At 53.0% G+C, this 26,344-nt stretch carries 20 protein-coding genes; 15 read left to right on the top strand and 5 right to left on the bottom strand.

Annotation, left to right across the window (positions count from 1 at the left end):
• Position 1 precedes the first annotated feature (1 nt).
• The gene (locus P9H32_RS08190) at positions 2–748 is read right to left on the bottom strand and encodes an AraC family transcriptional regulator (RefSeq protein WP_322608407.1); all 747 of its coding nucleotides are present in this window, start codon (positions 746–748) and stop codon (positions 2–4) included.
• Between the two features lie 145 nt (positions 749–893).
• On the opposite strand from P9H32_RS08190, the gene P9H32_RS08185 reads away from it, so the two are divergent.
• The 12 genes from P9H32_RS08185 to P9H32_RS08130 all read left to right on the top strand — a co-directional run bounded on the left by P9H32_RS08185 (position 894) and on the right by P9H32_RS08130 (position 16,746).
• Complete coding sequence (locus P9H32_RS08185) at positions 894–2,057, top strand: MFS transporter (RefSeq protein ID WP_322608406.1); 1,164 nt, start codon at positions 894–896, stop codon at positions 2,055–2,057.
• Positions 2,058–2,083: 26 nt separating this feature from the next.
• Positions 2,084–3,244, top strand: a complete 1,161-nt coding sequence (locus tag P9H32_RS08180) for a Gfo/Idh/MocA family protein (protein WP_322608405.1) — start codon at positions 2,084–2,086, stop codon at positions 3,242–3,244.
• Between the two features lie 12 nt (positions 3,245–3,256).
• Positions 3,257–4,249 (top strand): sugar phosphate isomerase/epimerase family protein, encoded by a 993-nt coding sequence (locus P9H32_RS08175; protein WP_322608404.1) that lies wholly within the window; start codon positions 3,257–3,259, stop codon positions 4,247–4,249.
• Positions 4,250–4,313: 64 nt separating this feature from the next.
• On the top strand, positions 4,314–5,600 hold the full coding sequence (locus P9H32_RS08170; RefSeq protein ID WP_322608403.1) for a Gfo/Idh/MocA family oxidoreductase: 1,287 nt from the start codon (positions 4,314–4,316) through the stop codon (positions 5,598–5,600).
• A gap of 12 nt (positions 5,601–5,612) precedes the next feature.
• Positions 5,613–6,494, top strand: a complete 882-nt coding sequence (locus P9H32_RS08165; RefSeq protein WP_322608402.1) for a ThuA domain-containing protein — start codon at positions 5,613–5,615, stop codon at positions 6,492–6,494.
• Between the two features lie 11 nt (positions 6,495–6,505).
• Positions 6,506–8,479, top strand: a complete 1,974-nt coding sequence (locus tag P9H32_RS08160; RefSeq protein ID WP_322608401.1) for a HEAT repeat domain-containing protein — start codon at positions 6,506–6,508, stop codon at positions 8,477–8,479.
• A 274-nt stretch (positions 8,480–8,753) separates the two neighbouring features.
• The gene (locus tag P9H32_RS08155) at positions 8,754–10,094 is read left to right on the top strand and encodes a Gfo/Idh/MocA family protein (RefSeq protein ID WP_322608400.1); all 1,341 of its coding nucleotides are present in this window, start codon (positions 8,754–8,756) and stop codon (positions 10,092–10,094) included.
• A gap of 50 nt (positions 10,095–10,144) precedes the next feature.
• Complete coding sequence (locus P9H32_RS08150) at positions 10,145–12,697, top strand: cytochrome c3 family protein (protein WP_322608399.1); 2,553 nt, start codon at positions 10,145–10,147, stop codon at positions 12,695–12,697.
• 67 nt (positions 12,698–12,764) lie between these two features.
• Positions 12,765–13,568, top strand: coding sequence for a 3-keto-disaccharide hydrolase (locus tag P9H32_RS08145; RefSeq protein ID WP_322608398.1), 804 nt, complete (start codon positions 12,765–12,767; stop codon positions 13,566–13,568).
• 5 nt (positions 13,569–13,573) lie between these two features.
• Complete coding sequence (locus P9H32_RS08140) at positions 13,574–14,374, top strand: FAD:protein FMN transferase (protein WP_322608397.1); 801 nt, start codon at positions 13,574–13,576, stop codon at positions 14,372–14,374.
• Positions 14,375–14,461: 87 nt separating this feature from the next.
• Positions 14,462–15,118 (top strand): discoidin domain-containing protein, encoded by a 657-nt coding sequence (locus P9H32_RS08135; RefSeq protein ID WP_322608396.1) that lies wholly within the window; start codon positions 14,462–14,464, stop codon positions 15,116–15,118.
• Positions 15,119–15,207: 89 nt separating this feature from the next.
• Positions 15,208–16,746 (top strand): flippase activity-associated protein Agl23, encoded by a 1,539-nt coding sequence (locus P9H32_RS08130; RefSeq protein ID WP_322608395.1) that lies wholly within the window; start codon positions 15,208–15,210, stop codon positions 16,744–16,746.
• Between the two features lie 57 nt (positions 16,747–16,803).
• Here P9H32_RS08130 and P9H32_RS08125 read toward each other — a convergent pair whose 3' ends face one another.
• The 3 genes from P9H32_RS08125 to P9H32_RS08115 all read right to left on the bottom strand — a co-directional run bounded on the left by P9H32_RS08125 (position 16,804) and on the right by P9H32_RS08115 (position 21,120).
• Positions 16,804–18,210: a sugar porter family MFS transporter gene (locus tag P9H32_RS08125; RefSeq protein WP_322608394.1), complete on the bottom strand. Its 1,407-nt coding sequence runs from the start codon at positions 18,208–18,210 to the stop codon at positions 16,804–16,806.
• 91 nt (positions 18,211–18,301) lie between these two features.
• On the bottom strand, positions 18,302–19,630 hold the full coding sequence (xylA, locus tag P9H32_RS08120) for a xylose isomerase (RefSeq protein ID WP_322608393.1): 1,329 nt from the start codon (positions 19,628–19,630) through the stop codon (positions 18,302–18,304).
• 14 nt (positions 19,631–19,644) lie between these two features.
• On the bottom strand, positions 19,645–21,120 hold the full coding sequence (locus P9H32_RS08115; protein WP_322608392.1) for a xylulokinase: 1,476 nt from the start codon (positions 21,118–21,120) through the stop codon (positions 19,645–19,647).
• 92 nt (positions 21,121–21,212) lie between these two features.
• Between P9H32_RS08115 and P9H32_RS08110 the strand changes: the two genes are divergently transcribed.
• The gene (locus tag P9H32_RS08110) at positions 21,213–22,115 is read left to right on the top strand and encodes a helix-turn-helix domain-containing protein (protein ID WP_322608391.1); all 903 of its coding nucleotides are present in this window, start codon (positions 21,213–21,215) and stop codon (positions 22,113–22,115) included.
• Between the two features lie 109 nt (positions 22,116–22,224).
• Positions 22,225–22,698 (top strand): PAS domain-containing protein, encoded by a 474-nt coding sequence (locus P9H32_RS08105; protein WP_322608390.1) that lies wholly within the window; start codon positions 22,225–22,227, stop codon positions 22,696–22,698.
• Here the strand turns inward: P9H32_RS08105 and P9H32_RS08100 are convergent.
• Entirely contained in the window at positions 22,677–23,672 is a 996-nt protein-coding gene (locus P9H32_RS08100) for an AEC family transporter (RefSeq protein ID WP_322608389.1), read from the bottom strand. The two genes, P9H32_RS08105 and P9H32_RS08100, sit on opposite strands and share 22 nt — an antisense overlap.
• A 296-nt stretch (positions 23,673–23,968) precedes the next feature.
• On the opposite strand from P9H32_RS08100, the gene P9H32_RS08095 reads away from it, so the two are divergent.
• Entirely contained in the window at positions 23,969–26,272 is a 2,304-nt protein-coding gene (locus tag P9H32_RS08095; protein WP_322608388.1) for a sodium-translocating pyrophosphatase, read from the top strand.
• The last annotated feature ends 72 nt before the right edge of the window (positions 26,273–26,344 follow it).

The following is a 26,344-nucleotide window of genomic DNA, read 5'->3' as shown; positions in this document are numbered from 1 at the left end:
ATCAGGCCATATACTGCTTGCGGTATTCCTTGGGTGAAGTGCCCATATTTTTCCGGAAATTTCGTGTAAAATGGGAGTGATCGTAAAATCCGCAGTCGAGTGCAATGGCGGCGATGGTATCATTGGTGGTGGTCAACCGCAGACTGGCAGCACGGATGCGTACGCGCATGATGTGCTTGAGCGGTGAAATTTGGAAAATCTTTCGAAAACGGCGCTCAAACTGACTGACTGAAAGATGCACAAGGGCGGCCAGATCTTTGATTTCGATCGGCTGGGCATAATTATCGCGTACATATTCGAGCACAACGCGCATTTCGGTGTAGGGCTGAAGCGCGAGCCCCGCCCGGGTGATGTCGCGGGCGGTTCCGGCGAGACCGATAATTTCGCCGGAGGCAGAATAAACCGGTACTTTGGTGGTGATAAACCAATTGATCGAATTCCCCGGATCAGGAGCAAGTTCAACCCGATCAATAATACTCTGTCCGGTTTTCAGCACATACCGATCATCATTTACATAGCTTTCAGCACGGCCAAGCGGAAAAAAATCAAAATCGGTTTTTCCAATAATCTCGTCTTCGGTTGAGGCCCCGCACTGGCGAACAAACTGGTCATTTCCGAGAACAAAACGGCCTTGATAGTCTTTCAGAAAATACCAGACGTCCGGAAGATGATTAAACAGAAGTTTAACCTGCTCTGGACTGTGCATCTGCGCAAGAAACTCCGATTTAAATTTTTCTTTATCCATCATTATACTCCAACTGGATGCGTAGAATATACAATTCTGTACCCAGCATTTACAAGACGCTTCTTTGCGTAACCTGCATTCTGGGTAACCATTGCGAAAAGGCACTGTGCCTGTTCAGGGGAAGCTAAGGGATAAGGAGAGAAAAAACATGATGGTAAAAATCGTTGCATTACTGGGTGTATTTGGATTGGGCATGTGCTTTGCCTTGTTAGGATCGGTCAGTGTTAAACTCATGCCCCGGTTAAAAATTGATCAGGGAAAATTCGGTTCATTGATTTCAGCCTTCATGTTCACCTCACTGGTCGCATCACTGATTATGGGAGTCGTCACCGATCAGGTGGGGTATAAACCGGTAGCCATGTTCGGTTTTGTGGTTACGGCCGTGGTCATTTTCCTACTGGCCTATGCCAAAAGCTACACCACCACGCTCATCGCCTGCCTGCTGCTCGGCTTCGGGGCCATGGCACTCAATACGGCCGGCAACACACTGATTCCCCAGGTACTTTTCGGCGGTGAAAAACCGGCGGAAGCCAGCAATATGGGCAATGTATTTTTCGGCCTTGGTCTGTTCCTGACCCCGATGATCGTCAGTTTTCTTTTCCGTAAAACGAGTTATGAAAAAGCGGTTTCCGCCCTCGGCGTCATTATTCTGATTCCCGTAGTGTTCGCGGCAACGGCAACGTATCCCGAATCCGCCAACGCTTTCGCCATTGGCGATGCGGTCGCCCTACTGGCCAAGCCGGCCGTCCTTCTGGCCGCATTTGTTCTGTTCTGCTATATCGCGCTCGAATCTTCGTTCTGCAACTGGCTTCCGGCTTTCGGCAAGGAAGTGATTATGAACGAAACGCCGGACACGGATGAAACCAAAGCTGATGCATCTGCTCAGAATCTGCTTTCCATGTTCGCCATCGCCATGATGGTTGGCCGTCTTGTTTTCAGTGCCCTTCCGAAAGTCACCGTTTTCGGCGGTTACTACATCGCCGGAGCCGCTCTTGCGGCCGGACTGATTATTCTGGCGATGACCCGATGCAAAGGCGCAAAAACGGCAAATCTTCTCGCCGCAGCAGCCGGATTCTCATTTGCACCCTGTTTCCCCACCACCGTCGGGGTCACCTTTTCCAAGTTTTCACCGGAACTTTACGGCAGCATCTTCGGCATCATTTTCGCGGTCGGCCTGCTCGGCGGCGTAATCATTCCGAAAACCATCGGTAATATGGCCGGCAATTCAACCATTCAGAAAAGCCTCAAGCTTCTGCTTCCGGCCTGCCTGCTTCTTATCATCCTTGCCGTTGCGCTCGGATTCCTTAAATAATCTTTAACTAACACAGGAGGTCAATCATGGATAGAAAACTCAAAATGGGAATGGTCGGCGGAGGCCCCGGCGCTTTCATCGGCGACGTACACCGAAAAGCCGCGCGCCTCGACGGTAAAATCGACATCGTGGCCGGTGCCTTTGACATCGATCCGAAAAAATCGCGGGCAATGGGCCAAGAACTCTGTATCGACAAAAACCGTACCTACAACGATGTACAGTCAATGATCGACGGCGAGCTGGCCCTGCCGGCCGATGAGCGCATCGATTTTGTTTCCGTCTGCACCCCGAACCACACTCATTTCCCGATTGCCAAAGCGTTTCTGGAAGCCGGTTTCAACGTTATGTGCGAAAAACCGATGACCCTGACCGTGGAAGAAGCGGAAGAACTGAAAACCATTGTTCAGAAATCGAAAAAGGTCTTCGGCCTGATGCATAACTACACCGCCTACCCGATGGTCAAACTGGCCAAAGACATGGTGAAAGACGGCGATATCGGAAAAGTCCGCAAAGTCATCGTACAGTATCCGCAGGGCTGGCTGGCGCGCGCCACCGAAAAAGAAGGCAATCAGCAGGCCTCCTGGCGCACCGACCCGAAAAAATCGGGCATTGCCGGCTGCATCGGCGACATCGGAACACATGCCGCAAATCTCGCGGAATACATTACCGGGCTGACCATCCGCGAAGTGGCTGCCGATCTGACCACCTTTGTTAAAGGCCGCCGGCTCGATGACGACGGCAACTGCCTGCTGCGCTTCTCCAAAGGGGCCAAAGGTCTGTTGCACGCATCCCAGGTTTCGATCGGCCAGGAAAACAACCTCGCCATCTGGATTCACGGCGAAGACGGATCGCTGGAATGGCATCAGGAACATCCGAACTGGCTCTATGTCGACAAACTGGGTGAACCGACCCAGATCTGGAAACGCGGCAACGACTATGTCGGCGAACGCTCCGAAGCGGCCGGCCGTGCAACACGCCTGCCCTTCGGGCATCCGGAAGCCTTCCTCGAAGCCTTTGCCAATAACTACTGCAATTTTGCGGATACCATTCTGGCAAAAGAAGCCAAACGTAAACCCACCGACCTGGAGAAGGATTTCCCGGGGGTCAAGGAAGGCGTGATCGGTATGAAATTTATCAAGGCGGTTGTCGAAAGTTCCAACAACAACGCCGAGTGGACCAAACTTTAAAGGAGAAAACCCATGGGAAGACCTGTAACCCTATTCACCGGACAGTGGGCGGACATACCGCTTGCAGAACTGGCCCCGCTGGCCAAGAAAATGGGCTTCGACGGCCTGGAACTCGCCTGCTGGGGCGACCATATGGAAGTCGATAAAGCCGCGCGTTCCAAAAAATACTGCCGGGAAAAACGCGAACTGCTGAAAGACCACGGTCTCGAATGCTATGCCATCAGTCACCACCTCGCCGGACAGCTGGTCTGCGACCTCAATAACGACGGCCGTTCCGATATGTTTGCACCGGCGGAACTGGCCGGCGATCCGGAAGGACAGCGCAAATGGGCGGTAAAAACCATGAAGAATACCGCAAAAGCGGCGGCCAACATGGGTGTGGAAGTCGTGAACGGTTTCACCGGTTCCTCGATCTGGCACATGCTTTATTCGTTCCCGCCGGCCTCGGAAAAAATGATCGAAGACGGCTTTAAATATTTTGCCAAAATGTGGAATCCGATTCTGGATGTGTTCGATAAACAGGGCGTTCGGTTTGCCCTCGAAGTGCACCCCACCGAAATTGCCTTCGACATCATCACTGCCCGGCGCGCACTCGAAGCCATCGGTCACCGCGAAGCCTTCGGCTTTAACTTCGATCCGTCTCATCTGATCTGGCAGGGCGTGGACCCGGTCCGCTTCCTGAAGGCCTTCCCCGACCGCATCTACCATGTGCACATGAAGGACGCGGCAGTGACCCTCGACGGCGAAAGCGGTATTCTCGGCTCCCACCTCAACTTCGGTACGCCCGGCCGGGGCTGGGACTTCCGCAGTGTGGGCCGCGGCGATGTGAACTTTGAAGACATCATCCGCACACTGAATGCCCAGGATTATAAGGGCCCGCTTTCCATTGAATGGGAAGACGCCGCAATGGACCGCGTGGCCGGAGGAACCGAATCCTGCGCGTTCACGAAAAAGGTGGATTTTGAAAAGTCCGACCGCGTGTTTGACGAAGCCTTTGACAGCTAAACCTTAAACCTGCCCGCCGCGGTTCGTCGCGGCGGGTTTTGATTTATCAAATAATGAGAACGTTATGAACCCGAACCTTTCCAGACGCAATCTGCTGAAAACCTCGGCGCTTGCGGGGGTGGCCGCCGGATTTCCGGCCATTGTCCCCTCCTCGGTGCTTGGTGCATCAGCCCCCAGCAACACGATCACCATTGCCGGTATCGGCACCGGCTCCATGGGCATGGGCAACCTCAAAGGATTGCTCAATCAGCCCGACACCCGGCTGCTCGCCGTGTGCGATGTTGATTCCCGTCACCGCGCAAACGGAAAACGGACCATTGATGCAAAATACGGTAATTCCGACTGCGCCGAATATAGCGACTATCGCGAACTGCTCGCCCGCGATGATATCGATGCGGTCTTCCATGCGCTGCCCGATCATTGGCACGGCATCATCTGCGTGGCGGCAGCCAATGCCGGAAAAGATATCTACGGCCAGAAACCGCTCGCCCGCACGATTCCGGAAGGGCGTGCCATTGTCGAAGCCGTGGAACGCAACGGCGTAATCTGGCAGACCGGTTCACAACAGCGGTCCGATGGACGGTTCCGCATGGCGTGTGAACTGGTGCGCAACGGACGGCTCGGGAAAATCAAATTTGCCGAGGCCCGCCTGCCCGGCGGCTACGGCGGCGGTTCTGCAAAAACAGTTCCGGTTCCGAAAGAACTGGACTATGAAATGTGGCTCGGCCCGGCACCCATGCAGCCGCACCGTGATCTCGGCCGGGGCGGTTCCATGCATTGGAATTGGCGCTGGCTGCGCGATTTTTCGGGCGGGCAGATTACCGACTGGGCCGGACATAATATCGACATTTCCCACTGGGCACTCGGGCTTGATGAAACCGGACCGGTGGAAATCAGCGGCACAGGCGGCTTTGCCGACAGTGATCTGTTTAATGTGATTACTTCCTTCGATTTCGATCTGAAATATGCCGACGGCTCCCTGATCAAAGTCACCAGCAAATACGGCCCCGGCGTCCGCTTTGTCGGCGAAGAGGGCGAAATACTGGTTACCCGTGAAAAAATCGAAGCCAGCGATCCAAGCATGCTGAAAGATCCCATTCCGAGTAATGGCATTCGCCTCTATGAAAGCCGGGATCATCACCGAAACTTTATCGACTGCGTGAAAAGCCGCCGGCCGTGCATCTGTCCGGCCGAAACCGGACATCGTTCCATCAGTGCCGGTCTGCTTGGCGAACTCGCGATCTACACCGGCCGCACCCTCAAATGGGATCCGGAACACGAAATCATCACCAACGATCCCGTCGCCAACGGCATGCTCACCCGGGCATTCCGCGAACCCTGGGTTCTTTAAAAAAGGAATTTCATGATGAAAATATGGATCACCTTCATTCTTGCTGCAGCACTTACCGGCGGAGCAGCGGCTCAGAAAAATAAAAATCTGCAAGGCCCCGCCAAACCGGAACACATCGCCAATGTAAAAAAAGCTCTTCCGGAAAAAGCGCCGGCCAAACCGAAAAAAGCCCGGAAGATTCTGGTTGTTACGCGTTGCGAAGGATTTGTACACGGCTCTATTGCCATTGGCGTGGAGGCCATCCGACTGATGGGCGAACAGACCGGGGCCTATACTATTGAGGAAACGCGGGAACTGGACCTGTTCAACGACACGGATCTGGAAAAGTTCGATGCCGTTCTGTTCCTGAGCACCACCCGGCTCAAGCCGACCCCCGAACAGCAGCAGGCGCTGCTGAAATTTGTGCGCGACGGAAAAGGCATGATCGGCATTCACGCCGCCACGGATAATTTCTACGGCTGGTCGGAAGGTGCAAAAATGATGGGCGGCCTCTTCTGCGGCCATCCATGGACTGCCAGCTGCACCGTTCAGATGAAACTCAATGAACCGGACCATCCCGTCAACGCATGCTTCCACGGTGAATCCTTTAAGGTGAAAGATGAAATCTATCAGTTTAAAGAACCCTATTCCCGCGATAATCAGCGCGTCATTGTCAGCCTGGATATGGAGGACCCGGACACAAAAGCGGTAAAAGGCGGAAAACCGGATAAAGTGACCCGAACCGATGGCGATTTCGGGGTCACCTGGGTGCGTCAGGAAGGAAAAGGGCGCGTCTTTTACTGCTCGATGGGCCACAACCACCACATCTTCTGGGACAACCGAATTCTCCAGCACTACCTCGCCGGCATTCAGTATGCCCTTGGCGACTACGATGTTCCGGACGAAATCAAATAAGGATACGCCACATGAATTTACGATTATCCACCCTCTGCTTCGTTTTTGCCGCATCCGTTGCCGGCGCTCAGCTTGAGGCGCTGAAAACCCTGACAACGGATCAGGACCAGAAAATACGCCGCCCCATCGAAACCCTCGTTTTCGGAACCGAACCGGAAAATTTCCAAACCCTGGAAAATGAGCTGCTTGCAATTTTTCAATCCCCGGAAACCACGCTTGAAGGCAAACAGTACACCTGCCGCCTGCTTCGCCATTGCGCCTCTGAAGCCTGCGTTCCGGTGCTGAAAAACGAACTGCTGAATGCGGATCTCTCCGCATTTGTCCGCATGGTCTTCCAGGGCTTGGAAGACGATGCTGCCGATAAGGCCCTACTGAACGCCCTGCCCGAAGCCTCTCCGGAACTTCAGGCCGGCATCATCAGCACCCTCAGTGCCCGCGGAACCCCGGAAGCGATTGCTGAAATTGCTCCGTTCCTGGAATCCGAAAATGCCGACCTCCAGTTTACCGCCATCACCGCCCTTGGAAACATCGGCGGTAAAAAAGCGGTTAAAGCGTTGGCTCAGGCCGAGGTCGCCCCGCAGTTTTCCAAGGTTTGGAAAAAAGCGCAGCTGTCCGCCGTTGAGGGGGTAAAACCCTCCTTTTTCGGACTCTTTTCGGCGAATACCGATAAAAAGGTATATGCCGAAATGCTGACTGATAAAGATCCGGCCATCCGTTCCGCAGCACTCGGTGCTATGGTGAAGGCCGATCCGGCCAACGCCGCCGACGCCATTTTCCAGATTTTGGAACGTGAAGATTCCGAACTTCGGAAAACGGCGTTTTCACTGCTTCCTCAGCTTCCGACTGAATCGCTGACAGCGGTTGAATCGGAAGATCCGGAAATTGAACTTCTTGTGCTTAATGAACTGGCGGTTCGCCGCGAGGCTTCCGGCGAAGCTTTTGCCGCAGAAAAAATGCAGCGGGAAAACGATGAAGTTCGAAAAGCGGCGGTCTATGCGCTGGGTCAGATCGGCGGAGCAGCGGCTTTTCAGCTGATTCCGGCGGCGACATCCGATCAGACCGCTTTCGATGCTTTGTGTGCCGCAAATGCCGAGGGGCTTGATGCCGCGATTCTTGATGCACTGAAAAGTGCCAAAGACGAAAAGGTGAAAGTTCAATATATCAACTGTCTTTCCGACCGCCAGGCCGAAGATGCGCTTCCCGAATTTGCGGAATGGGCTTCCAAAGACTGGAGCCGAACCTGCGCGGCGGCCATCAGCGGCATGGCCAATCTGATTCAAGTCGATACGTTCAGTACTTATGCCGATCTGCTGTTGAAAACGGATAATAAGAAAAAAATCCAGGCGTTGGAAAAATCGATTGCCCAGGCCGCCCAGCGTATGCCGGACCCCGACGCCTGCGCGGCAACGCTGATCGCCGCCTATGATAAAGCGGACGGAGAAGTGCTCTATGCCGTTATCCGCTCATTAGGAAGCATCGGAGGGGAAAACGCGCGCGGCCTGCTTGAGCAGGCAATGACGAGTAAAGATCCGCTGGCGCGCGATGCTGCGATCCGCGGACTGTGTAACTGGCCGAATCCCGATGTGGCGGACCAGCTGCTGGAACTCGCGAAAAATGTGGATGATGATAAATATCAGCTTCTCGCTCTTCGCGGTTATATTCGCCTGGCCGGAACCTCTAATACTGAGGCGGAAACGCTTCCGATGTGTAAAAATGCGGCGGAGCTTGCCTCCCGGCCCGAGGAAATCCGTATGATTCTCTCGACGGTGAAACGGTACAAAAGTGAGGACGTAATTCAGTTTATTGCACCGTACATCGATAATCCCGAAGTGGTCGACGAAGCCGGACAGGCGATGATTGAACAGACCTGGCACTGGAAATTTAAAAAAATGGCGATTCCCCACCTCGAACATTATGTGGAGCTGACGGATAATGAGCGGATGAAGGCGTATGCTCAACAATCAATCGAAACCGCAAAAAACTAGCTGTTCTCTAAAAAAAATCGCAAAAGCGCTCCTGAATCGGGGCGCTTTTTTTGTTTTTATTCATCCTGTTGATTGTCCGTTTTGTACAAGTCCCGGCGTTGATTCTACAAGACTTACGCTGGCAGTAAGTATAGATTGGCCTACATAAATACAAGAAACACTCTTTTGTCTTTCTCTCTACGGGAGAGCGGAGTTTTTTTTGTTGATGAAGAGAATTAGACCGAGTAGAAAAGCAATTTGTTAATTTAATACACAAATTAGTCGGGGGATGATGATGAATAGAACTCAATTTATGCACACGGCTGCGGCCGGAACCGTATTGGCGTCGCTGAAGGCGCGCGCGGTGGAAAATGCGGAGCTTTCGGCCCGAAAGAACCCAGATCAGCTGAATATCGCCTTTATCGGCGCCGGGGCTCAGGGCCAGATCCTGATGCAGTCCTGCGTGCGAATTCCGGGCATCCGCATCAAAGCGGTGTGCGACATCTGGGAAAAATACAACCTGCGCTACGGCACCCGTTATGTGTACAGTCAGCAGCGTGAAATGCCGAAAAGCTATGTAGATTACAAGGAGATGCTGGCCAATCATAAGGATGAGCTCGATGCCGTCGTTGTGGCCTCTCCGGACTGGATGCATGCCGAACATGCCAATGCGTGCATGGAGGCCGGTCTGCATGTGTATTGCGAAAAAGAGATGTCGAACTCGCTGGAAAAAGCCGCCACGATGGTAAAAACACAGAGAGCCACCGGCCAGCTGCTTCAGATCGGCCATCAGCGTCGCTCCAACCCGCGTTATCTGCACGCCATCGACAAACTGATTCTCGAGGAAAAACTGCTCGGCCAGGTGACCACGGCAACGGCACAGTGGAACCGTGCAAAAGCCGATGATATCGGCTATCCCGCCAAATTTCCGGTTCCGGCAGAAGTTCTGGACCAATTTGGTTATAACTCCATGATGGAGTTCCGTAACTGGCGCTGGTACAAGAAGTACGGCGGGGGTCCGATTGTCGACCTCGGCTCTCACCAGATTGATATTTTCGAATGGGTTTGGGAAACCAATGCAAAATCAGTCATCGCTTCGGGCGGTAATGATTTTTATTCCCACCGCGAATGGTACGACAATGTCATGGCCATTTATGAATTTGAAACCCCGAACGGCACAGCCCGCGCTTTCTATGAAACGCAGACCACCACCGGACGCGGCGGATTCTCCGAGGCCTTCCGCGGCACCAACGGGTACCTTGAAATCGCCGAAGTTCCGGCTCAGGGCAACGCGGTATTCCGCGAAGCGCATGCCCCGGAAGCCCAGTGGGAGGCCCTCGCGGCAAAAGGACTGATCAAAGCCAAACCGACCGCCATTAAAAAGACCGCTACAAAAAATAAAGCGGTTGACGTCCGGGTGACGGAAGCAGCCACCGGATGGCCGCTTCCGGTCGATCTTTCCAAACCGGCCCATCAGCCGCATCTGGAAAACTTCTTCAATGCCATCCGCTACGGAACCGAACTGAACTGCCCTGCGGAAAAAGGTTACGAAACCGCTGTTGCCGTTTTGTCGGTAAACAAGGCCGTCGCAACCAGCCAGAAAATTGAATTCAAAAAATCGGACTTTCACGTATGAAAAAAATAAATCTTTTTTCGGATTTCCGATCTAAGATTTCTGGTTTCCGATTGAATAGCGCTGCTTTTACCCCGCAATCCAATCGGCAATCAGCAATCGGCAATCGGCAATTGCTCGGAACCGCACTGGCATTAAGCATGGCCGTTTCGGTCAGTGCTTCCCATTTCGACGGCTCACGTACTACGCCCGTACATCGCATTCCGCTCTTTTCGGAAGATGGCCAGAAAATCAACACCTCCCTGCCGGAAAACCTGCCGTTTTCATCGAAGATGACGTGCGGTGCGTGCCACGACTATGAAGAAATTCATGGCGGTTCGCATTTTAAAGGGGCTGGCGAGGGCCGCACCACGGAACCCTGGATTGTGGTCGATGAAACCATCGGTGTTCAGGTTCCGGCCGAACGCATGAATCTTTCGGCCTGGGAATTCACGAAACAGTTCGGCAGCCACCTGCCCGGCGGATCGATCAGCGATCCGGAGGATAAGCTGGCCGATCCGGATGCGCGCTGGGAGATTTCCGGCGGGCTGGAAATGAACTGTCTGGCGTGCCACAACAATTCGCACCGTCAGGACATGACAGAATGGTCGAAACAGATTGCCCGCGAAAACTTCCGCTGGGCTTCAACAGCGGCTTCGGGCATGGCCGAAGTGGGCGGCATGGCCTCGCGCATGCCGGAATGGTGGAATATGTATATGGGCGGCAGCCCGGACGATAAAGTCTACCGCGTTCCGCCTTCCGCGGATTTTGACGAAACCCTGTTCGATTCCAAACATCGGATGTGGTTCGACATCGGACGGCCGCAGGACCGCAACTGCGTGCAGTGCCACTCCACGCATCCGGTCACCGCATCCCGTATGGATGTTCCCGGCGATGTGCATGCAGCAGCCGGTTTGTCCTGCGTGGATTGTCACCGGAACGGTGAAGATCACCAGATGCTGCGCGGAACCACGGAAACGATGAGCTGTGCGGCCTGCCATACCGAAGAAGGCATGATTGCCGGTCAGGCCGGTGCTCCGGTGGCCTATCATAAAGGGCTTCCTCCGGTTCACTTCGAAGAGCTGACCTGCACCGCCTGCCACTCCGGTCTGAAACCGGCGGAAGAACCTCAGCTGATCCGTACGTCTCGCGCCAACAAACTCGGCATTTACGGCCGGGCGCAGTGGTATACCGAATCTCCGTTTATTGTGGAACCGGTGTATGTCCGGAACGACGAAGGCAAGATTGAACCCCGCCGTATGATGTGGCCGGCGTTCTGGGCCGATGCCGAAGGTAATCCCCTGCCTGAAGATGTTATCGCAGAAGCTGCTGAAGGCATTCTGGACACTGCGGAACAGGTTGCCGGTACCTTGGCAATCTGGGGCAGTATTGATGATGCCACACCGTTTCCGATTGGTGAACCTGTGTATATTGCCGAAGGTAAGGTTTATGCGCAGAATGCCGACGGCGGGCTGGACCTTCTGGAACAGACCGACCTGACGGTTACATGGGCCTGGAAAACTCCCAGCAACATCGTCTCCACCATTCCTGAATTCGACGTCAATGCCGAACAGCTGGATTATGATGCCGAAGAACGGGTTCTGGGGATTATGAAGGCTTTCGAGCCTCTTGAAATCATCCTCGCCTCCAAAGGAAAACAGTTCGAAATGCAGGATGGCTGGCTGGTGGGAACCAATACCGCGCTGGTCGACGGCTGGTATACCAAGGACGGTAAAAAACTGGTAAATCCGTTTGTGGAAAAAGCCGTGACCGATATTGTCGGTACCGATAAAGCCTTCAATGAAGAGCAGGTTGTGAAGATGCTCAAGAAGCTGGGCAACGGCTCTTCCTATATTTCCAATGGTCGGAAATTTGATCTTTCCGGCGATACGCTTGTGGATTCCGATCATGAATCGGCTGAGCCGGTGTCCTGGCCGCTGGGTCACGATGTGCGGGGTACGGCGCAGTCGCTCGGTGCAAAGTCCTGTACAGAATGTCATGCGGAAGATTCCTCCTTCCTGTTCGGTACGGTAACGGCCACCGGCCCCCTGTTGACCGACAGCGCGAAAGCGGTTCCGATGCATGAATTCCAGCAAGTGAGTGCCGGTTTCAATAAACTGTTCGGCAGCTCCTTTAAAGTGCGGTCTTTGTTCAAATGCATCATGAGCAACCTTTCACTGCTGCTGGTTCTGATTGCACTGGCTGCAGGTCTGCCGCTGATTTATAAGCTGATCAACACCACAGATGAAAAAGAGATCAACACACGCCCGGTGAAAATCGTGCTGATGGTCTGTATGCTGGGACTGGCAGTGACCGGCTTCCTGTTCGGCTGGCCGGTTTCGTATCCGCTGGGCGGCTTCCCGCTGCTGAGCCATACCGGATTCGGCGCCTTCTATGCCGTCGCACTGGTGGTATATGCTGTGGTCCGCGCGAAGAGCGGCGGACTCTGGTTCTGGGTGCTGTTGATCAGCGGTATTGTGCTGATCCTCAGCGTACTGCTGGCCATGTTCCCGATCCTCGGAACACACGGACAGCACACCGCCATTGTTGTGCATCGTTCCGCCGCTGTGGTGAGCCTTATTGCCGCCGTCATGGGCTGCATCTGCGCAAAAAAAAGCAGCCATTAACCCTGAAGTATTCCGCCCGGTAAATCGGTATCCGATTTCCCGGGCGTTTTTTTATCGGAGATAAAAAATGAAAAAAACGATCCTTGCCTTCACGGTGCTTGCAGCCGCAGTCAGTGTATTCGCTGCCGGAAAAAAAAATCCGCATGCAAACAACCCTTTCCTTCCGGACGGTTATCGTGTGCATGATGCCAACCGCCCTCTTCCACCGGTGGTCACGCCGGGGAAAACCGCCGCTTTGGCGCCATCAGATGCCTATGTGCTGTTTGACGGCACTGATCTGACCGAATGGGTCGGCACCGTGAGCACCAATAAAAAGAAGCGCTACAACCCTACAGGGGAAGCACTTTGGAAGGTTCAGGACGGATATATGGAAATCAACGGCACCGGCAGTCTGATCAGTAAAAAGCAGTTCGGCGACTGCCAGATTCATCTTGAATGGATGGCACCGAACAGCCCGAACGATCTGAGTAAAAAAAGCCAAAGCCGTGGAAACAGTGGCGTTTTCATTATGGGTAAATACGAAATTCAGGTACTCGACTGCTATGAAAACACCTCCTATGCCGACGGTATGACCGCAGCACTCTACGGTCAGCATCCTGCACTGGCCAATGCCTGCCGCCCTGCCGGTGAATGGCAGACCTACGACATTATATTCCGGGCACCGCGGTTTGACGGTGACAAGGTGATATCCCCTGCAGCAGCCACGGTAATCCACAATGGTGTGGTAGTTCAGCACAACACTGAATTCCTCGGACTTTCAACCTATAAGAAACTGCCGAAATACATCCCCCACCCGGAAAAAGGACCGCTCCTGCTGCAGGACCACAACAACCCGATCCGCTACCGGAATATCTGGGTGCGAGAGCTTTAAAACCGATGAACGAAACCGTCCACCATTTTTCCCACGAATCAATGAGCACCTCGTTCGAGGTGATCATTGATTCAGAAAACCGGGAATATGCGCGCCAGACTGCCGGTGCGATATTCCGCCGCATTGATCAGCTTGAAAACCTGCTGAGCAAATATAATCCCGGCAGTGATATCGGACAGATTAATCTGCTGAAGGCCGGCGAATCCATTCGCGTAAGTTCCGAAGTAATCGATTGTCTGGAAACCGCCATGTGGGCGTATCGGTCGACCGGCGGACTTTTTGATCCAACACTGGGTTCCGGTTTCCAATGGCTGGAAATTGACCGGGAAAATTTCAGGGTCGGCTGGAAGGCTGGCGGAAAAGCGTCTCTCGATCTCGGCGGGCTGGGCAAAGGCTATGCGCTGGACGATGTGACCACCATTCTTGAAGACTGGGAGATGAATGAGGTGGTGCTCAACGGGGGCGGAAGTACAGCACTTGCACTCGGCCGGGAATGGACACTGGGCGTCGGCGGGCCCTGGGGAGAAAAGGTCGGTCTCTCTGAAGTCACGCTTAAAAACCGGGCCCTGAGCGGCTCCGGAACCGAAGTTAAAGGTGCTCACATCATCAATCCGAAAACCGGAAAGCCGGCGCAGCGTCATCTGGCGGCCTGGGCCATTCATCCATCAGCCGCAAAAGCGGATGCACTTTCCACGGCATTCATGATGATGGAAAATGAAAAGATCAAAGCACTCTGCAAAAAACACCCGGAAATTACGGCATATGTCGTCGAACCTGATGAAACGTTAATAAAAATCGGTGTCTGAAATGTACAACACCCTTCGTTTTATATACAAGACAACCAACCCACGTGCGGGATAGATTATCCGCTCGAATTTACGGAGGAAATAGAAATGAAAAATCAATTGAAAATCGTAACTGTTGCAGCCCTCGCAGCCCTCGTTACCGGCTCTGCGGTTGCTGAAGAAATGCAAAAGCTTGAACTCGAACTGCCCAAACCGCTGTTTGCCGGAACCCCGAAACAGATTCGTACGCGTAATCTGGAAAAACCGGGCACTCCTGCTCCGGAAATCATGGTTCCGAAAGGCACCGTCAATGTAGCCGAAGGCAAAGAGGTTACCAGCTCGGACGACTTTCCGGTCATCGGTGAACTCGAATACATCACCGACGCCGATAAAGACGGCGCTGACGGGTCTTATGTGGAACTCGGCCCCGGCGTACAGTGGGTACAGATCGATCTCGGCGAAGCCAAAACCGTTTATGCCGTTGCCCTGTGGCACTACCATGCACAGGCCCGTGCCTACCGTGATATCATCATTCAGGTTTCCGACGATGCTGAATTCGTTGAAGGCGTAACCACCGTTTTCAACAATGATCACGACAATTCTGCCGGCCTCGGTGTCGGCAAAGCCAAGGAATACATCGAAACCAACAAAGGCAAACTGGTTGATGCCAAGGGCGTCAAAGGGCAGTACGTTCGCCTGTACTCCAACGGTTCCACCGGATCTGACATGAACCACTACATCGAAGTGGAAGTCTTCGGTAAATAAACCGTACTGTATTTCTGAATGTGAACCCGGGGGCGGCCGCCTCCGGGTTTTTTATTTCCAATCATTGGAAAAGGGTTATCCTCACCCGCATGAATAAAGTGTTTCCCATCGCCATGCTGCTGCTCGTTCTTGCAGGATTGACGCTGCGTATTCCCCACCTGTCCGATCGGCCGCTGCATCATGATGAGGCCAATCAGGCCTACCGTTTCGGTATTCTCCTCGAAGAGGGAACCTATGAATACGATGCCGACGACCATCACGGCCCATCACTTTATTATCTCACGCTCCCGGTCAGCTGGATAACCGGTGTTGAAACCTTTGCGGATTCCACAGAAACCACCTATCGCGCTGTACCGGTATTTTTCGGAATTCTATTGATTCTCGCCATTCCACTCCTTCGGAACGGACTCGGTGCAACCGCAGTCTGTGCCGCAGCCTTGTTCACAGCGGTATCGCCAGGCATGGCGTATTACAGCCGCTTTTATATTCAGGAAATTCTGCTCGTTTTCTTCACATTCATGGCCATTGCCGCAGGATGGCGCTCGATCCGGATCGGTTCCCGCTTCTGGGCTGTTGTCGCAGGACTTTCACTCGGTTTAATGTTTGCCACCAAAGAAACCGCGATTATCTCTTATGCCGCGATCTTCGGAGCCGCTGTACTTTGCGCCCTGCTGGCACATATCACCCACTTCCCGCTTAAAAATATCGCACTGGGACTGATCGCGGCCGTCTTCATTGCCTTTCTGCTGTTTTCCTCTTTCTTCACCAACATGGAGGGCCCCGTTGATGCGGTTCTGGCCTTCAAAGGCTACTTTGCGCGCGGAACCGGAGTAGACACCGAACATGTACATCCCTGGAATTTTTATTTACGCATGCTGACGAATTACCGATTCGACGGCGGCCCACGATGGAGCGAAGGACTGTTCTTCGGCCTCGGCCTGCTCGGCTGCATTTCCATCCTTCGGAAAAAACTGCCGAAGGAGATCGATCTCGGCCTCGCACGGTTCATCATGTTCTACACACTCCTGCTGACGCTGGCCTATTCCGTTATTTCATACAAAACACCTTGGTGCATCCTCTCTTTCCTTCACGGGTGGATCCTGCTCGCCGGTATTGCGGTGGCTTCCATACTCAACTGCTGTGCAGATAAAATCACCATTCCAAGTGCAGTTCGTTTTGTGAAAACCACGATTCTGCTGCTGCTCGCCTGGCCGGTTTATAAAACCTACCGTCTGGCCGAAAGCACGGTCTTCCGCTATGCTGCGGATTACCGTAATCCCTATGTCTATGCCCATACCGCACCGGACTTTAAAAACCTGGTTAACCGAATCGGGGAAATTGCGAAGGTCAGCGCCGACGGGGAAAATATATACGTACAGGTCATTGCCTCACCGGATTCCACCTGGCCGCTTCCGTTCTATCTTCGCCGCTTTCCAAACGTGGGATACTGGACCGATGCCACTGAAGTCCCGGGGGGAATCCAACCCGCACTCGTCATTGCCGGCCCGGATTTTGAAAGCAATCCGGAGACGTTTCTCACGGAATTCTATTCCCTCCGTCAGGATACCCTGCTCAGTCTTCATATCAATCGCGCCCTCTGGGACGCATTCCTTGAAACCCGAAACTGAAAACGCACCGGAATTCCGGTGCGTTTCAATAGATTCAGGTTTTCAATATTCTGAAGCTCAGCCTTTCATATCTTCGAGTTCAACTCCTTTGGTTTCCTGCACGAACTTCATCACGAAGAATACTGATATCACCGCACCGGCAGTATAGATGCCGTAAGCACCGCCCAGTCCGATTCCCGCCAGCAGCATCGGAAACGTCCAGGTAACCAGAAAGTTGGATCCCCACTGGGCCAGTCCGGCAATCGCCAGGCCGGAACCGCGAATCTGGTTCGGGAACATTTCGCCGAGCATGACCCACATGATGGGCCCCCACGAAATATTGAAGAACACGGTGTAGACAATCAGTGATACCAGCGCAACCGGCCCCGTGGTCGACGTCAACGCAAGCTTTCCATCCACAACCCCGGCAGTCACAAAAACCACCGCAATAATCGCCAGCGAAATCGACATGCCGATGGAACCGACCAGCAGCAGCGGTTTGCGGCCGACTCGATCAACCAGTGCCGTTGCCCCGACGCAGGCGGCAATACTGAATGCATTGGTTATCACCGTAGTTAACAGGGCCTGCCCTTCCGAAAATCCGGCGGCCTGCCAGACCACCGCGCTGTAGTAGAACACAACATTGATACCGACAAACTGCTGGAATGTCGCCAGGCCGATCCCCACCCAGACAATCGGACGCACCCCGTGTTTTTTATCCACAATATCTTTCAGGCTCGGCTTGTGGTGATCGCCTGCGAGAGAATTATTGATCTCTGCATATTTGGACGCTGCACTTTCGGCCCCCATCAGGCGGGTAAGAACACCGATCGATTTTTCCTTTTTACCCGATGCCACGAGAAAACGCGGGCTCTCCGGAATCGCCAGTAGCGCAAAGAAAAATGTAATCGCCGGAACAAGCTCAACCCAGAACATCCAGCGCCAGGCATCGAATCCCCAGGCAAATTCCAACGTGGAGCCGCCGGCCGATTTCGCAATCATATAGTTACTCAATGCAGCGATAAACAGGCCGGAGATAATGGCAATCTGCTGAATCGACGAAAGAGTTCCCCGGTATTTTGCCGGCGCAACTTCCGAAATATAAGCCGGTGCCAGAACCGAAGCCGCCCCAACGGCCAAACCGCCGAGCAGACGGTAAACAATAAACTCAGACTTACCGTCCGCAATGCCGGAGCCCCAGGCACTGACTGAAAAAAAGACCGCCGAAACAATCAGGATGGCGCGCCGGCCGGCTTTATCGGCCAGCGTTCCGGCAAAAAATGCACCAATGGCACAGCCGATCAACATTGAAGCCACCGCAAAACCGGTGCCGGCCGCATTGGAACCAAAGGTTTCGGAAAGACCATCAACGGTTCCATTAATCACTCCACTGTCAAAGCCGAAAAGAAATCCTCCTATTGTGGCCACAATACTGATCAGAATGACAAAGCCCATGTTTGTCGTGTCTTCTTGTTTCTCGCTCATATTCCACGCTCTCCTTATGCTGTTTTACCGACATCACCCCACGTATACAAAAAGGGGATACCCCATCGGTATCCCCCTCACCTTACATCTATTAAATGTACTGGTTGATCAGCGCTTCGTAGCGTTCCTGCTTTCCGCTGATCTGCACCGGCTCACCGCTTTCAGCGGCAATTCCCGCAAGTTCTTCCAGAGTCAGCTTACCGGCCGCAAACTCTGCCCCTTTACCTTCGCCGAAACTGGCATACCGGTCAGCGCGCAATTTGCGGTAGGGTGATTCTTTGAGGATTCTGTCGGCAATCACCAGCGCCCGGGCGAATGTGTCCATGCCGCTGATATGCGCAATGAAGAGATCTTCAAGATCGGTGGAATTACGACGGATTTTGGCATCGAAGTTTGTACCCCCGCCCTGCAGACCGCCCGATTCAAGAATCACGAGCATGGCCTCAACGGTTTCACGGATATTCACCGGGAACTCATCCGTATCCCAGCCGTTCTGATAATCCCCGCGGTTGGCATCAATGCTGCCGAGCATGCCGTTGTCGGCCGCAACCTGCAGTTCGTGCTGGAAGGTGTGCTGTGCCAGTGTGGCATGGTTGACTTCGATATTCAGTTTAAAGTCGTCCGCCAATCCCTGAGCATTCAGGAAACCGATCACAGTGGCTGCATCCACATCATACTGATGTTTGCTCGGTTCCGCCGGTTTGGGTTCGATGAAGAAATTACCCTTGAATCCCTGAGCACGGGCATAATCGCGCGCCATGCGCAGGAAGTTCCCGAAGTTATCAAGTTCCTGCTTCATATTGGTATTAAGCAGACTCATATACCCTTCACGGCCGCCCCAGAAAACATAGTTTTCTCCGCCGAGTTTAATCGTGGCATCAATGGCATTCTTCAGCTGGGCACCGGCATAGGCCACCGTACTGAAATCAGGGTTGGTACCTGCACCGTTCATATAGCGCGGGTTGGAAAAAAGATTTGCCGTACCCCACAGCAGTTTAACACTGGAAGCATCCATTTTTTCTTTTGCATAATCGGTGATCATGCCCAGACGTTTCGTGGATTCCGCCAGATCCGCCCCTTCTTCAACCAAATCAAAATCGTGGAAGCAGAAATATTCAGCATCGATTTTGGTAATGAATTCAAAGGCGGCATCCATTTTATTTTTCGCGCGGGTTTCAACATCGGAACCCTCGTTCCACGGCATCGGACGTGTGGCCGAACCAAACGGATCCGCACCGCCGCCGCAAAATGAATGCCAATACGCAATGGCAAAACGCAGTGTTTCTTTCATCGTTTTTCCACCGACTACGGCATTTGCATCGTACCATTTAAACGCCAGCGGATTATCGCTGTCTTTGCCTTCATAGGCAATTTTTCCAATGCCTGGAAAATATTCTTTGTTCCCCGTCACAATACTCATTTCTCGTACCTCCGTTAGTTTAATACAGTTTCTAAATGTGCTTTCCAGGCGGCATAGGCTTCTTTATACGGACCTTCCGCCGGTTCGATTCTTTTCTTCAGTTCCAGGTTGGCGAATGCTTCTTCCAACGACAGGAAAATTCCGGCCCCGTAGCCTGCACCGCGAGCCGCACCGAGCGCGCCGTCGGTTTTATACAGCTCAATCGTTGCCCCGCTGACCCCGGCCAGTGTTTCACAGAATACATCGCTCATAAACATGTTGGCGAAACCGGCACGAATGGTTTTCAGCTCGATCCCCGCCTGCTCCATCACTTCCATGCCGTAGATAAAGGAAAAGACGACCCCTTCCTGAAGCGCCCGGCACATATGCGCCCGGGTATGCCGTTTAAAATCGATATTCGCAAACTGCGCACCGATTTCGCGGTTACCCAGCACGCGCTCGGCCCCGTTGCCGAACGGCAATGCAATCAGCCCTTCGGAACCGATCGGAATATCTTCAATAATTTCATCCATCTCTTTATAGGAGATATTATCGAGCGTGCGTTTGAGCCAGGCGATAAAACTGGACGTTCCATTGATGCAGAGCAGTACCCCGAGACGCGGCTTTTCGGCACTGTGGTTCACATGCGCAAAGGTGTTGACGCGCGACTGCGGATCATACTTTTTCTGCTCAGTCACCCCGTACACAACACCGGACGTTCCGGCGGTGGCGGCAATTTCTCCGGGATTCAGCACGTTGAGCGAAAGCGCATTATTCGGCTGATCGCCGCCGCGGTACGCAACCGGCGTGCCTTCCGCCAGACCGAGATCGGCCGCAGCTTCCGCAGAAACCGTGCCCTGAATTCCAAAGGTTGGAACGATTTCAGCCAGCAGATTTTCGTTGAACCCCCAATAGTCCATCAGAAACTTTGCCGGCGCTTCTTCCTGAAAATCCCAGAACATCCCTTCGGAAAGACCGGAAGCAGTGGTGCTGGTTTTTCCGGTCAGCTTCATGGCCATCCAGTCCCCGGGAAGCATGATTTTATCAATCTTTTTGTAGATGTCCGGCTGATGCTCCTTCACCCACGCCAGTTTTGCGGCGGTAAAGTTGCCCGGTGAATTCATCAGATGACTCAGACACGGCTCCGCACCGAGCGTTTTAAAAGCGGCTTCACCGTAAGGAACCGCGCGGGAATCGCACCAGATGATGGCCGGCCGCAGGACGTCCTGATTTTTGTCCACACAAACCAGGCCATGCATCTGATAGGCAATACCGATCGCTTTAATGTCTTCCGGTTCAGCCCCGGCTTCAGCCATGGCGTCGGCAATAGACTGTTTTGCCGTGTCATACCAGCACTGCGGATCCTGTTCAGCGAATCCCGGCTCAGGCGATTCGATAATCTGTTCCGTTTTCGGGTAGTGCGCATCGCCGGCGCATTTTCCGGTTTTACTGTCGAGCAGCGATGCCTTCACGGACGAACTGCCGATATCTATACCCAATAAGTAACCCATTCTTGTCTCCTCGCTAAAAATCTAGAGTTAATATTTCAAAACCGGGAAACGACAGCCTTGAATATCATCCCAATTTTAAGCACTATATTCCCATGTCTATGAAATCGACTATTGCAGATGGTATACACTATTTCGGCCTTGCAGGCTTCCCTTTGGCAGTTCGCCGTGTGCGGACCGATACAGAAAACAGACCTTCACACCCGCACGATCTAACCGAAATTGAACACAGTCACGATTTCTGTGAACTCGTAATTGTCACAAAAGGCCATGCCATGCACATGCTCGAAGGATCTCCCTTTCCGGTGACGGCCGGTGATGTCTTTCTCCTGCAGGGACGACAAAAGCACTATTTCTATGAGCGACAGAATCTCGACCTGATCAATATTATGTATGATCCGGATAAAATTGAACTCCCGGAAGGCGAGCTTCGCCGCATGCCCGGCTATTGCGCCATGTTTATGCTGGAACCTAACTACCGCCGGCAGCATCGATTTGCCAGCCGTCTGCATCTCAAACGCGTTCCCCTGGCCCGGGTTGAGCGGCTGGCCGACGAAATGGAACGCGAGTGCGAAAAGGATGAACCCGGAAAAGAAGTGGCCCTGCGTGCAAAACTGCTCGAAATGATGGTTTATCTTTCGCGGGCCTATACCAGCTCCGACACCACCGAAGCGCATGCTCTGCTCCGCGTCGGCAATGTCATCGGTGCCTTGGAAAACGATTATTCCAGAGATTGGAAACTTGATGAGCTGCTAAACATTGCCCATATGTCGCGGAGCAATCTAATGCGCGTTTTCCGGAAAGCCACCGGCCAGACCCCGATCGAATATCTGGTGCGCCTGCGGATTCAGAAAGCTATGGAAATGCTGCGCAATACCGACCTGACGATCACAGAAATCGCGCTGGAAGTCGGTTTCAACGACAGCAATTATTTTACCCGGCAGTTCCGCCGCATCCTTGGCGAGTCTCCGCGCGACTTCCGCCGCGCAAAGGCATAGTCCTATTTCCTTATTTAGCAGATTATACTAGTCAATTTAAGGGTGTAAAAGTTTTTGAAAACTACTCCCGTATCCTCTATTAATTCTTTTTACGCACGAAAAGGATTCAATGATGACACAATTTTCAATTCATGAAGCAAAAACCATCATCAACACACTATGCAGTTCCAAAGAACAAAATAGATTCCCGACCCGCGAATCCTTTATGGATATACTGGCCTTAAATCCGCAGATGGCCGTGCAGGGCTATAACTGTTTCGGAAAAATTTTTCATTGGAATGATGCCTCTGTAACGCTGTATGGCCACCGCTTCGAAGAAGCCATTAACAAAGATATGGTTGAACTCATCATACCGCCCGAAATGCGGCAGTTTGTTCGCGATGCCATTAAACGCGGCGCAAAAACCGGCGCTATGCCTGACCCCTGTGCATGCGACCTGCTGAATGCCGACGGCGAGTATGTGACCGTATACTCCGGTCATCTGGCGTTTTCCTGGGGAAATTCGTCAACTCCTGAATTCTACTGTCTGGATCTTCCGCTCACCACAGATCCCGAAGAGAACTACAGCCCGGTAACCACATAAACCCAGATCGGAATGGTGATGACGCTCAGCGCGGTGCTGAGTACCAACATCGATGAAACAAATCCGCGTTCCACACCCAGTTGGCAACTGATCACATACATGGCGACGGCGCTCGGGGTTCCTGTTAGAATAACAGCTACCCCTTTCGTCACCGCATCGGCCTCCGGACAGAAAAGCAGAATCAGCAACAGAGTCAGCAGCGGATGCACCAGCAGTTTGCAGCCAACCGACCAGCTTAAAGCACCCAGATGAGACCGGGTCTGCTCCCATTTCAGCGAGGCCCCAATGGAAAGCAGCGCCAGCGGGAGCCCCATAGAGCCGATCAGTTTCAGAAATGATCCGGACAGTTCGGCCGATGCCAGTACCGGCATAGGAAGATTCAACTCCCCTTCCGGACTACGGAACTGCTCAGCAATCAGTGCGATCACAATCCCCACTACCGCGGACAGCAGAATGGGATTGATAAATGCATTTTTTATCCGTTCGCCAATCTTTATGTTGCCGTCCCCGGCTCCGTAAAAACCAATGAGCAGATAGCCGGCAACAATTACAAACGGCAGCACAAAACCGTTATAAATCGCGGCCTTGGCCAAACCTTCGGGACCAAAAGCATTCTGGCAGAGCGGCAACCCCACATACGTCGCATTCGGCCAGAAGGTCCCGAAAACAAACGCCGCCGCAAAACCGCCCTTGTACCCTGCAATTTTAGCTATCCCCATCGTCACGGTCACCATCACCGCAATTCCCGCAAGAGGCATCAACAACAGGGCCGGATCCAGAAACATATCAAAACGCTGCCGAACCACTTCATTGAAAATAAGCGAAGGCAATGAAAAGGTATACACCAGCCAGTTGATAAACTGACAGTGGCCTTCATTAATCTTACCCTTGATTCCCAGCAGCTTTCCGAGCCCCAGCACAGCAAAAACCGGAACGCAGATCACCAGAACATCCATAACACGTGCAAAATCCATCCATAAACCATCCTATAATCCGGCTCAGTCGAACAAGTCCGGATGAACAGTTTATTCACCGAATTGCCACAAACCGTTCAAATTTATGACGCCAAACAACCCAATTCACACATCGGAATAACTTCAATTTTCCCTGTAATACAGTTAACCCCGGATGTCGGATATACCCAGTTTATCCCAGCCATATTATCCTTGGAAACTGCAGAAGAGCGTTTTTAAAATTGATTCATTACATTCCGGTCCGTATTTTGTGTTAAATTGCGTAAATTTATTTCATAAGCAAACTAGGGGGTTTTATGACTGTTATTACTGCACTGTGGTGGATAGCACCTGTTGCATCTGTTTTCGCACTGCTTTTTGCCGTTCTTTTCTATCGGAAAATGATGGCCGCCAATGAAGGCAGTGAAACGATGATCGAAATTGCGGGTCATGTGCGCGAAGGAGCAATGGCCTATTTGTTCCGTCAATATAAGGTAGTGATCATTGTTTTTGTGGTCCTGCTGATTATCTTTCAGATTCTGGCACTGGCCGGTATTCAGAATCCTTTTGTACCGATTGCTTTTCTGACGGGCGGATTTTTTTCCGGCCTTTGCGGTTACATCGGGATGAAAACAGCAACGGCAGCCTCGTCACGTACCGCACAGGGATGCTCCGAAGGATTGAACCACGGTCTGCAGGTTGCCTTTCGTTCCGGCGCGGTCATGGGTCTCGTGGTGGTCGGCTTCGGACTGCTGGACATCTGCCTGTGGTATCTGATTCTTGATAAGCTGGTATATACCGATGTCAATATGACCAACGGACTTTCGATCATAGGCATGGAACTGGTTCAGGAAGGATGCACGGTTTCTGAAAAACTGGTGCATATCACCACCACTATGATCACTTTCGGCATGGGGGCTTCTACACAGGCTCTGTTTGCGCGTGTCGGCGGCGGAATCTACACCAAAGCGGCGGACGTCGGGGCCGACCTCGTGGGCAAAGTGGAAGCCGGTATTCCTGAAGACGATCCGCGCAATCCGGCCACAATTGCCGACAACGTAGGCGATAATGTGGGCGATGTAGCCGGCATGGGGGCTGATCTATATGAATCCTACTGCGGCTCCATCCTCGCCACCGCTGCACTGGGTGCGGCCGTGGGAGCACATAATATCATGAACGGCTCCGGAACAGAAACCGAGGCCATTAAACTGGTTACCGCCCCGATGATTGTGGCCGGAATCGGAACGCTCCTCTCGATTATGGGCATGTTCATGGTGAAGTGTAAGGAAGGTGCCACACAGAAAAACCTGCTGAATGCGCTGCTTACCGGAACGCTCGGCAGCTCAATCGCCATTGTGATTGCACTGATCGCCATGAAAATGTTCGGTATCATTCCAGGCTGGGGCCTCGTCGGATCCGTGATTGCCGGGCTGGCGGCGGGAGTGATTATCGGACAGGCGACCGAATACTACACTTCTGATGAATATAAGCCGACACAGGGTATTGCCGATCAGGCCGTCATGGGGCCCGCCACCACCATCATCGATGGTCTCGCAACCGGCATGTATTCCGCCGGAATTCCGGTGATCACCATCGTCATTGCCATTATCTGCGCCTTTGGTTTTGCGGGCGGTTTCAGCAATATGTCGATGGGGCTTTACGGAATCGGTTTTGCCGCGGTCGGTATGCTCGCCACGCTGGGCATCACGCTGGCGACAGATGCCTATGGCCCGATTGCTGACAACGCCGGCGGAAATGCCGAAATGGCCGGACTCGATCCGGAAGTACGGGAACGTACCGACGCACTCGATTCCCTTGGAAACACAACGGCAGCCACCGGAAAAGGATTTGCCATCGGCTCCGCCGCCCTCACGGCCATGGCTCTGCTGGCCGCCTATATCGAAGAAGTGAAACTCTGGATTGCCAAACTGGCGGAAGACGGAGAATTCATGGTGGGTACGGTGAACTTTACCAAAGAGATGGCCGAACATGCGGGCATCATGGATTTCGTGAATGCCTATGAACTGCACATCATGAACCCCCTGCTGCTCTGCGGCCTTTTTGTGGGGGGAATGATGGCCTTTGTCTTCTGCGCCATGACCATGAAAGCAGTCGGCCGTGCCGCCGGTGCCATGGTGGAAGAGGTACGCCGGCAGTTTAAAGAGATTCCGGGAATCATGGAAGGTACCGGAAAACCGGACTATGCCTCCTGTGTGGCCATTTCCACCAAAGGGGCACAGAAAGAGATGCTCGTTCCTTCCCTGCTGGCCATTATTATTCCGGTGGTAACCGGCCTGATTCTCGGCGTTCCCGGTGTGATGGGGCTGCTCGCCGGCGGACTGGTTTGCGGTTTTGTGCTCGCCACCATGCTCAACAATGCTGGCGGCGCGTGGGATAATGCCAAAAAGTTTGTGGAAAAAGGGGCACACGGCGGAAAAGGATCCGAAGCACACAAAGCAGCCGTGGTCGGCGATACCGTCGGAGATCCCTGCAAAGATACCTCGGGCCCGTCGCTCAACATCCTCATCAAACTGATGACCATGGTTTCGGTGGTCTTCACCCCGGTCGTCGTAAAATTCTCACCGATCATTCAGGAACTCCTCCACATCACCACCAAATAGACGGGTTCCTCAAACGTTTCAACCTCGAAAAAACAGGTTTCCAATGATTGGAAACCTGTTTTTTTACACTCT

The organism is Pontiella agarivorans, from assembly GCF_034531395.1.
In the GTDB taxonomy this organism is placed as follows: domain Bacteria; phylum Verrucomicrobiota; class Kiritimatiellia; order Kiritimatiellales; family Pontiellaceae; genus Pontiella; species Pontiella agarivorans.
The sequence above is the reverse complement of the archived record's forward strand: the minus strand, read 5'-3'. Positions and strand labels throughout refer to the sequence as shown.

Excerpts from the sequence above, each read along its gene's own strand:
- P9H32_RS08165 (WP_322608402.1), top strand. The coding sequence starts at position 5,613 with ATGATGAAAATATGGATCACCTTCATTCTTGCTGCAGCACTTACCGGC.
- P9H32_RS08130 (WP_322608395.1), top strand. The coding sequence starts at position 15,208 with ATGAATAAAGTGTTTCCCATCGCCATGCTGCTGCTCGTTCTTGCAGGA.
- P9H32_RS08145 (WP_322608398.1), top strand. The coding sequence starts at position 12,765 with ATGAAAAAAACGATCCTTGCCTTCACGGTGCTTGCAGCCGCAGTCAGT.
- P9H32_RS08160 (WP_322608401.1), top strand. The coding sequence starts at position 6,506 with ATGAATTTACGATTATCCACCCTCTGCTTCGTTTTTGCCGCATCCGTT.
- P9H32_RS08115 (WP_322608392.1), bottom strand. The coding sequence starts at position 21,120 with ATGGGTTACTTATTGGGTATAGATATCGGCAGTTCGTCCGTGAAGGCA.
- P9H32_RS08140 (WP_322608397.1), top strand. The coding sequence starts at position 13,574 with ATGAACGAAACCGTCCACCATTTTTCCCACGAATCAATGAGCACCTCG.
- P9H32_RS08095 (WP_322608388.1), top strand. The coding sequence starts at position 23,969 with ATGACTGTTATTACTGCACTGTGGTGGATAGCACCTGTTGCATCTGTT.
- P9H32_RS08185 (WP_322608406.1), top strand. The coding sequence starts at position 894 with ATGATGGTAAAAATCGTTGCATTACTGGGTGTATTTGGATTGGGCATG.
- P9H32_RS08175 (WP_322608404.1), top strand. The coding sequence starts at position 3,257 with ATGGGAAGACCTGTAACCCTATTCACCGGACAGTGGGCGGACATACCG.
- P9H32_RS08110 (WP_322608391.1), top strand. The coding sequence starts at position 21,213 with ATGTCTATGAAATCGACTATTGCAGATGGTATACACTATTTCGGCCTT.
- P9H32_RS08155 (WP_322608400.1), top strand. The coding sequence starts at position 8,754 with ATGAATAGAACTCAATTTATGCACACGGCTGCGGCCGGAACCGTATTG.
- P9H32_RS08105 (WP_322608390.1), top strand. The coding sequence starts at position 22,225 with ATGATGACACAATTTTCAATTCATGAAGCAAAAACCATCATCAACACA.
- P9H32_RS08170 (WP_322608403.1), top strand. The coding sequence starts at position 4,314 with ATGAACCCGAACCTTTCCAGACGCAATCTGCTGAAAACCTCGGCGCTT.
- P9H32_RS08180 (WP_322608405.1), top strand. The coding sequence starts at position 2,084 with ATGGATAGAAAACTCAAAATGGGAATGGTCGGCGGAGGCCCCGGCGCT.
- xylA (WP_322608393.1), bottom strand. The coding sequence starts at position 19,630 with ATGAGTATTGTGACGGGGAACAAAGAATATTTTCCAGGCATTGGAAAA.
- P9H32_RS08100 (WP_322608389.1), bottom strand. The coding sequence starts at position 23,672 with ATGGATTTTGCACGTGTTATGGATGTTCTGGTGATCTGCGTTCCGGTT.
- P9H32_RS08125 (WP_322608394.1), bottom strand. The coding sequence starts at position 18,210 with ATGAGCGAGAAACAAGAAGACACGACAAACATGGGCTTTGTCATTCTG.
- P9H32_RS08190 (WP_322608407.1), bottom strand. The coding sequence starts at position 748 with ATGATGGATAAAGAAAAATTTAAATCGGAGTTTCTTGCGCAGATGCAC.
- P9H32_RS08135 (WP_322608396.1), top strand. The coding sequence starts at position 14,462 with ATGAAAAATCAATTGAAAATCGTAACTGTTGCAGCCCTCGCAGCCCTC.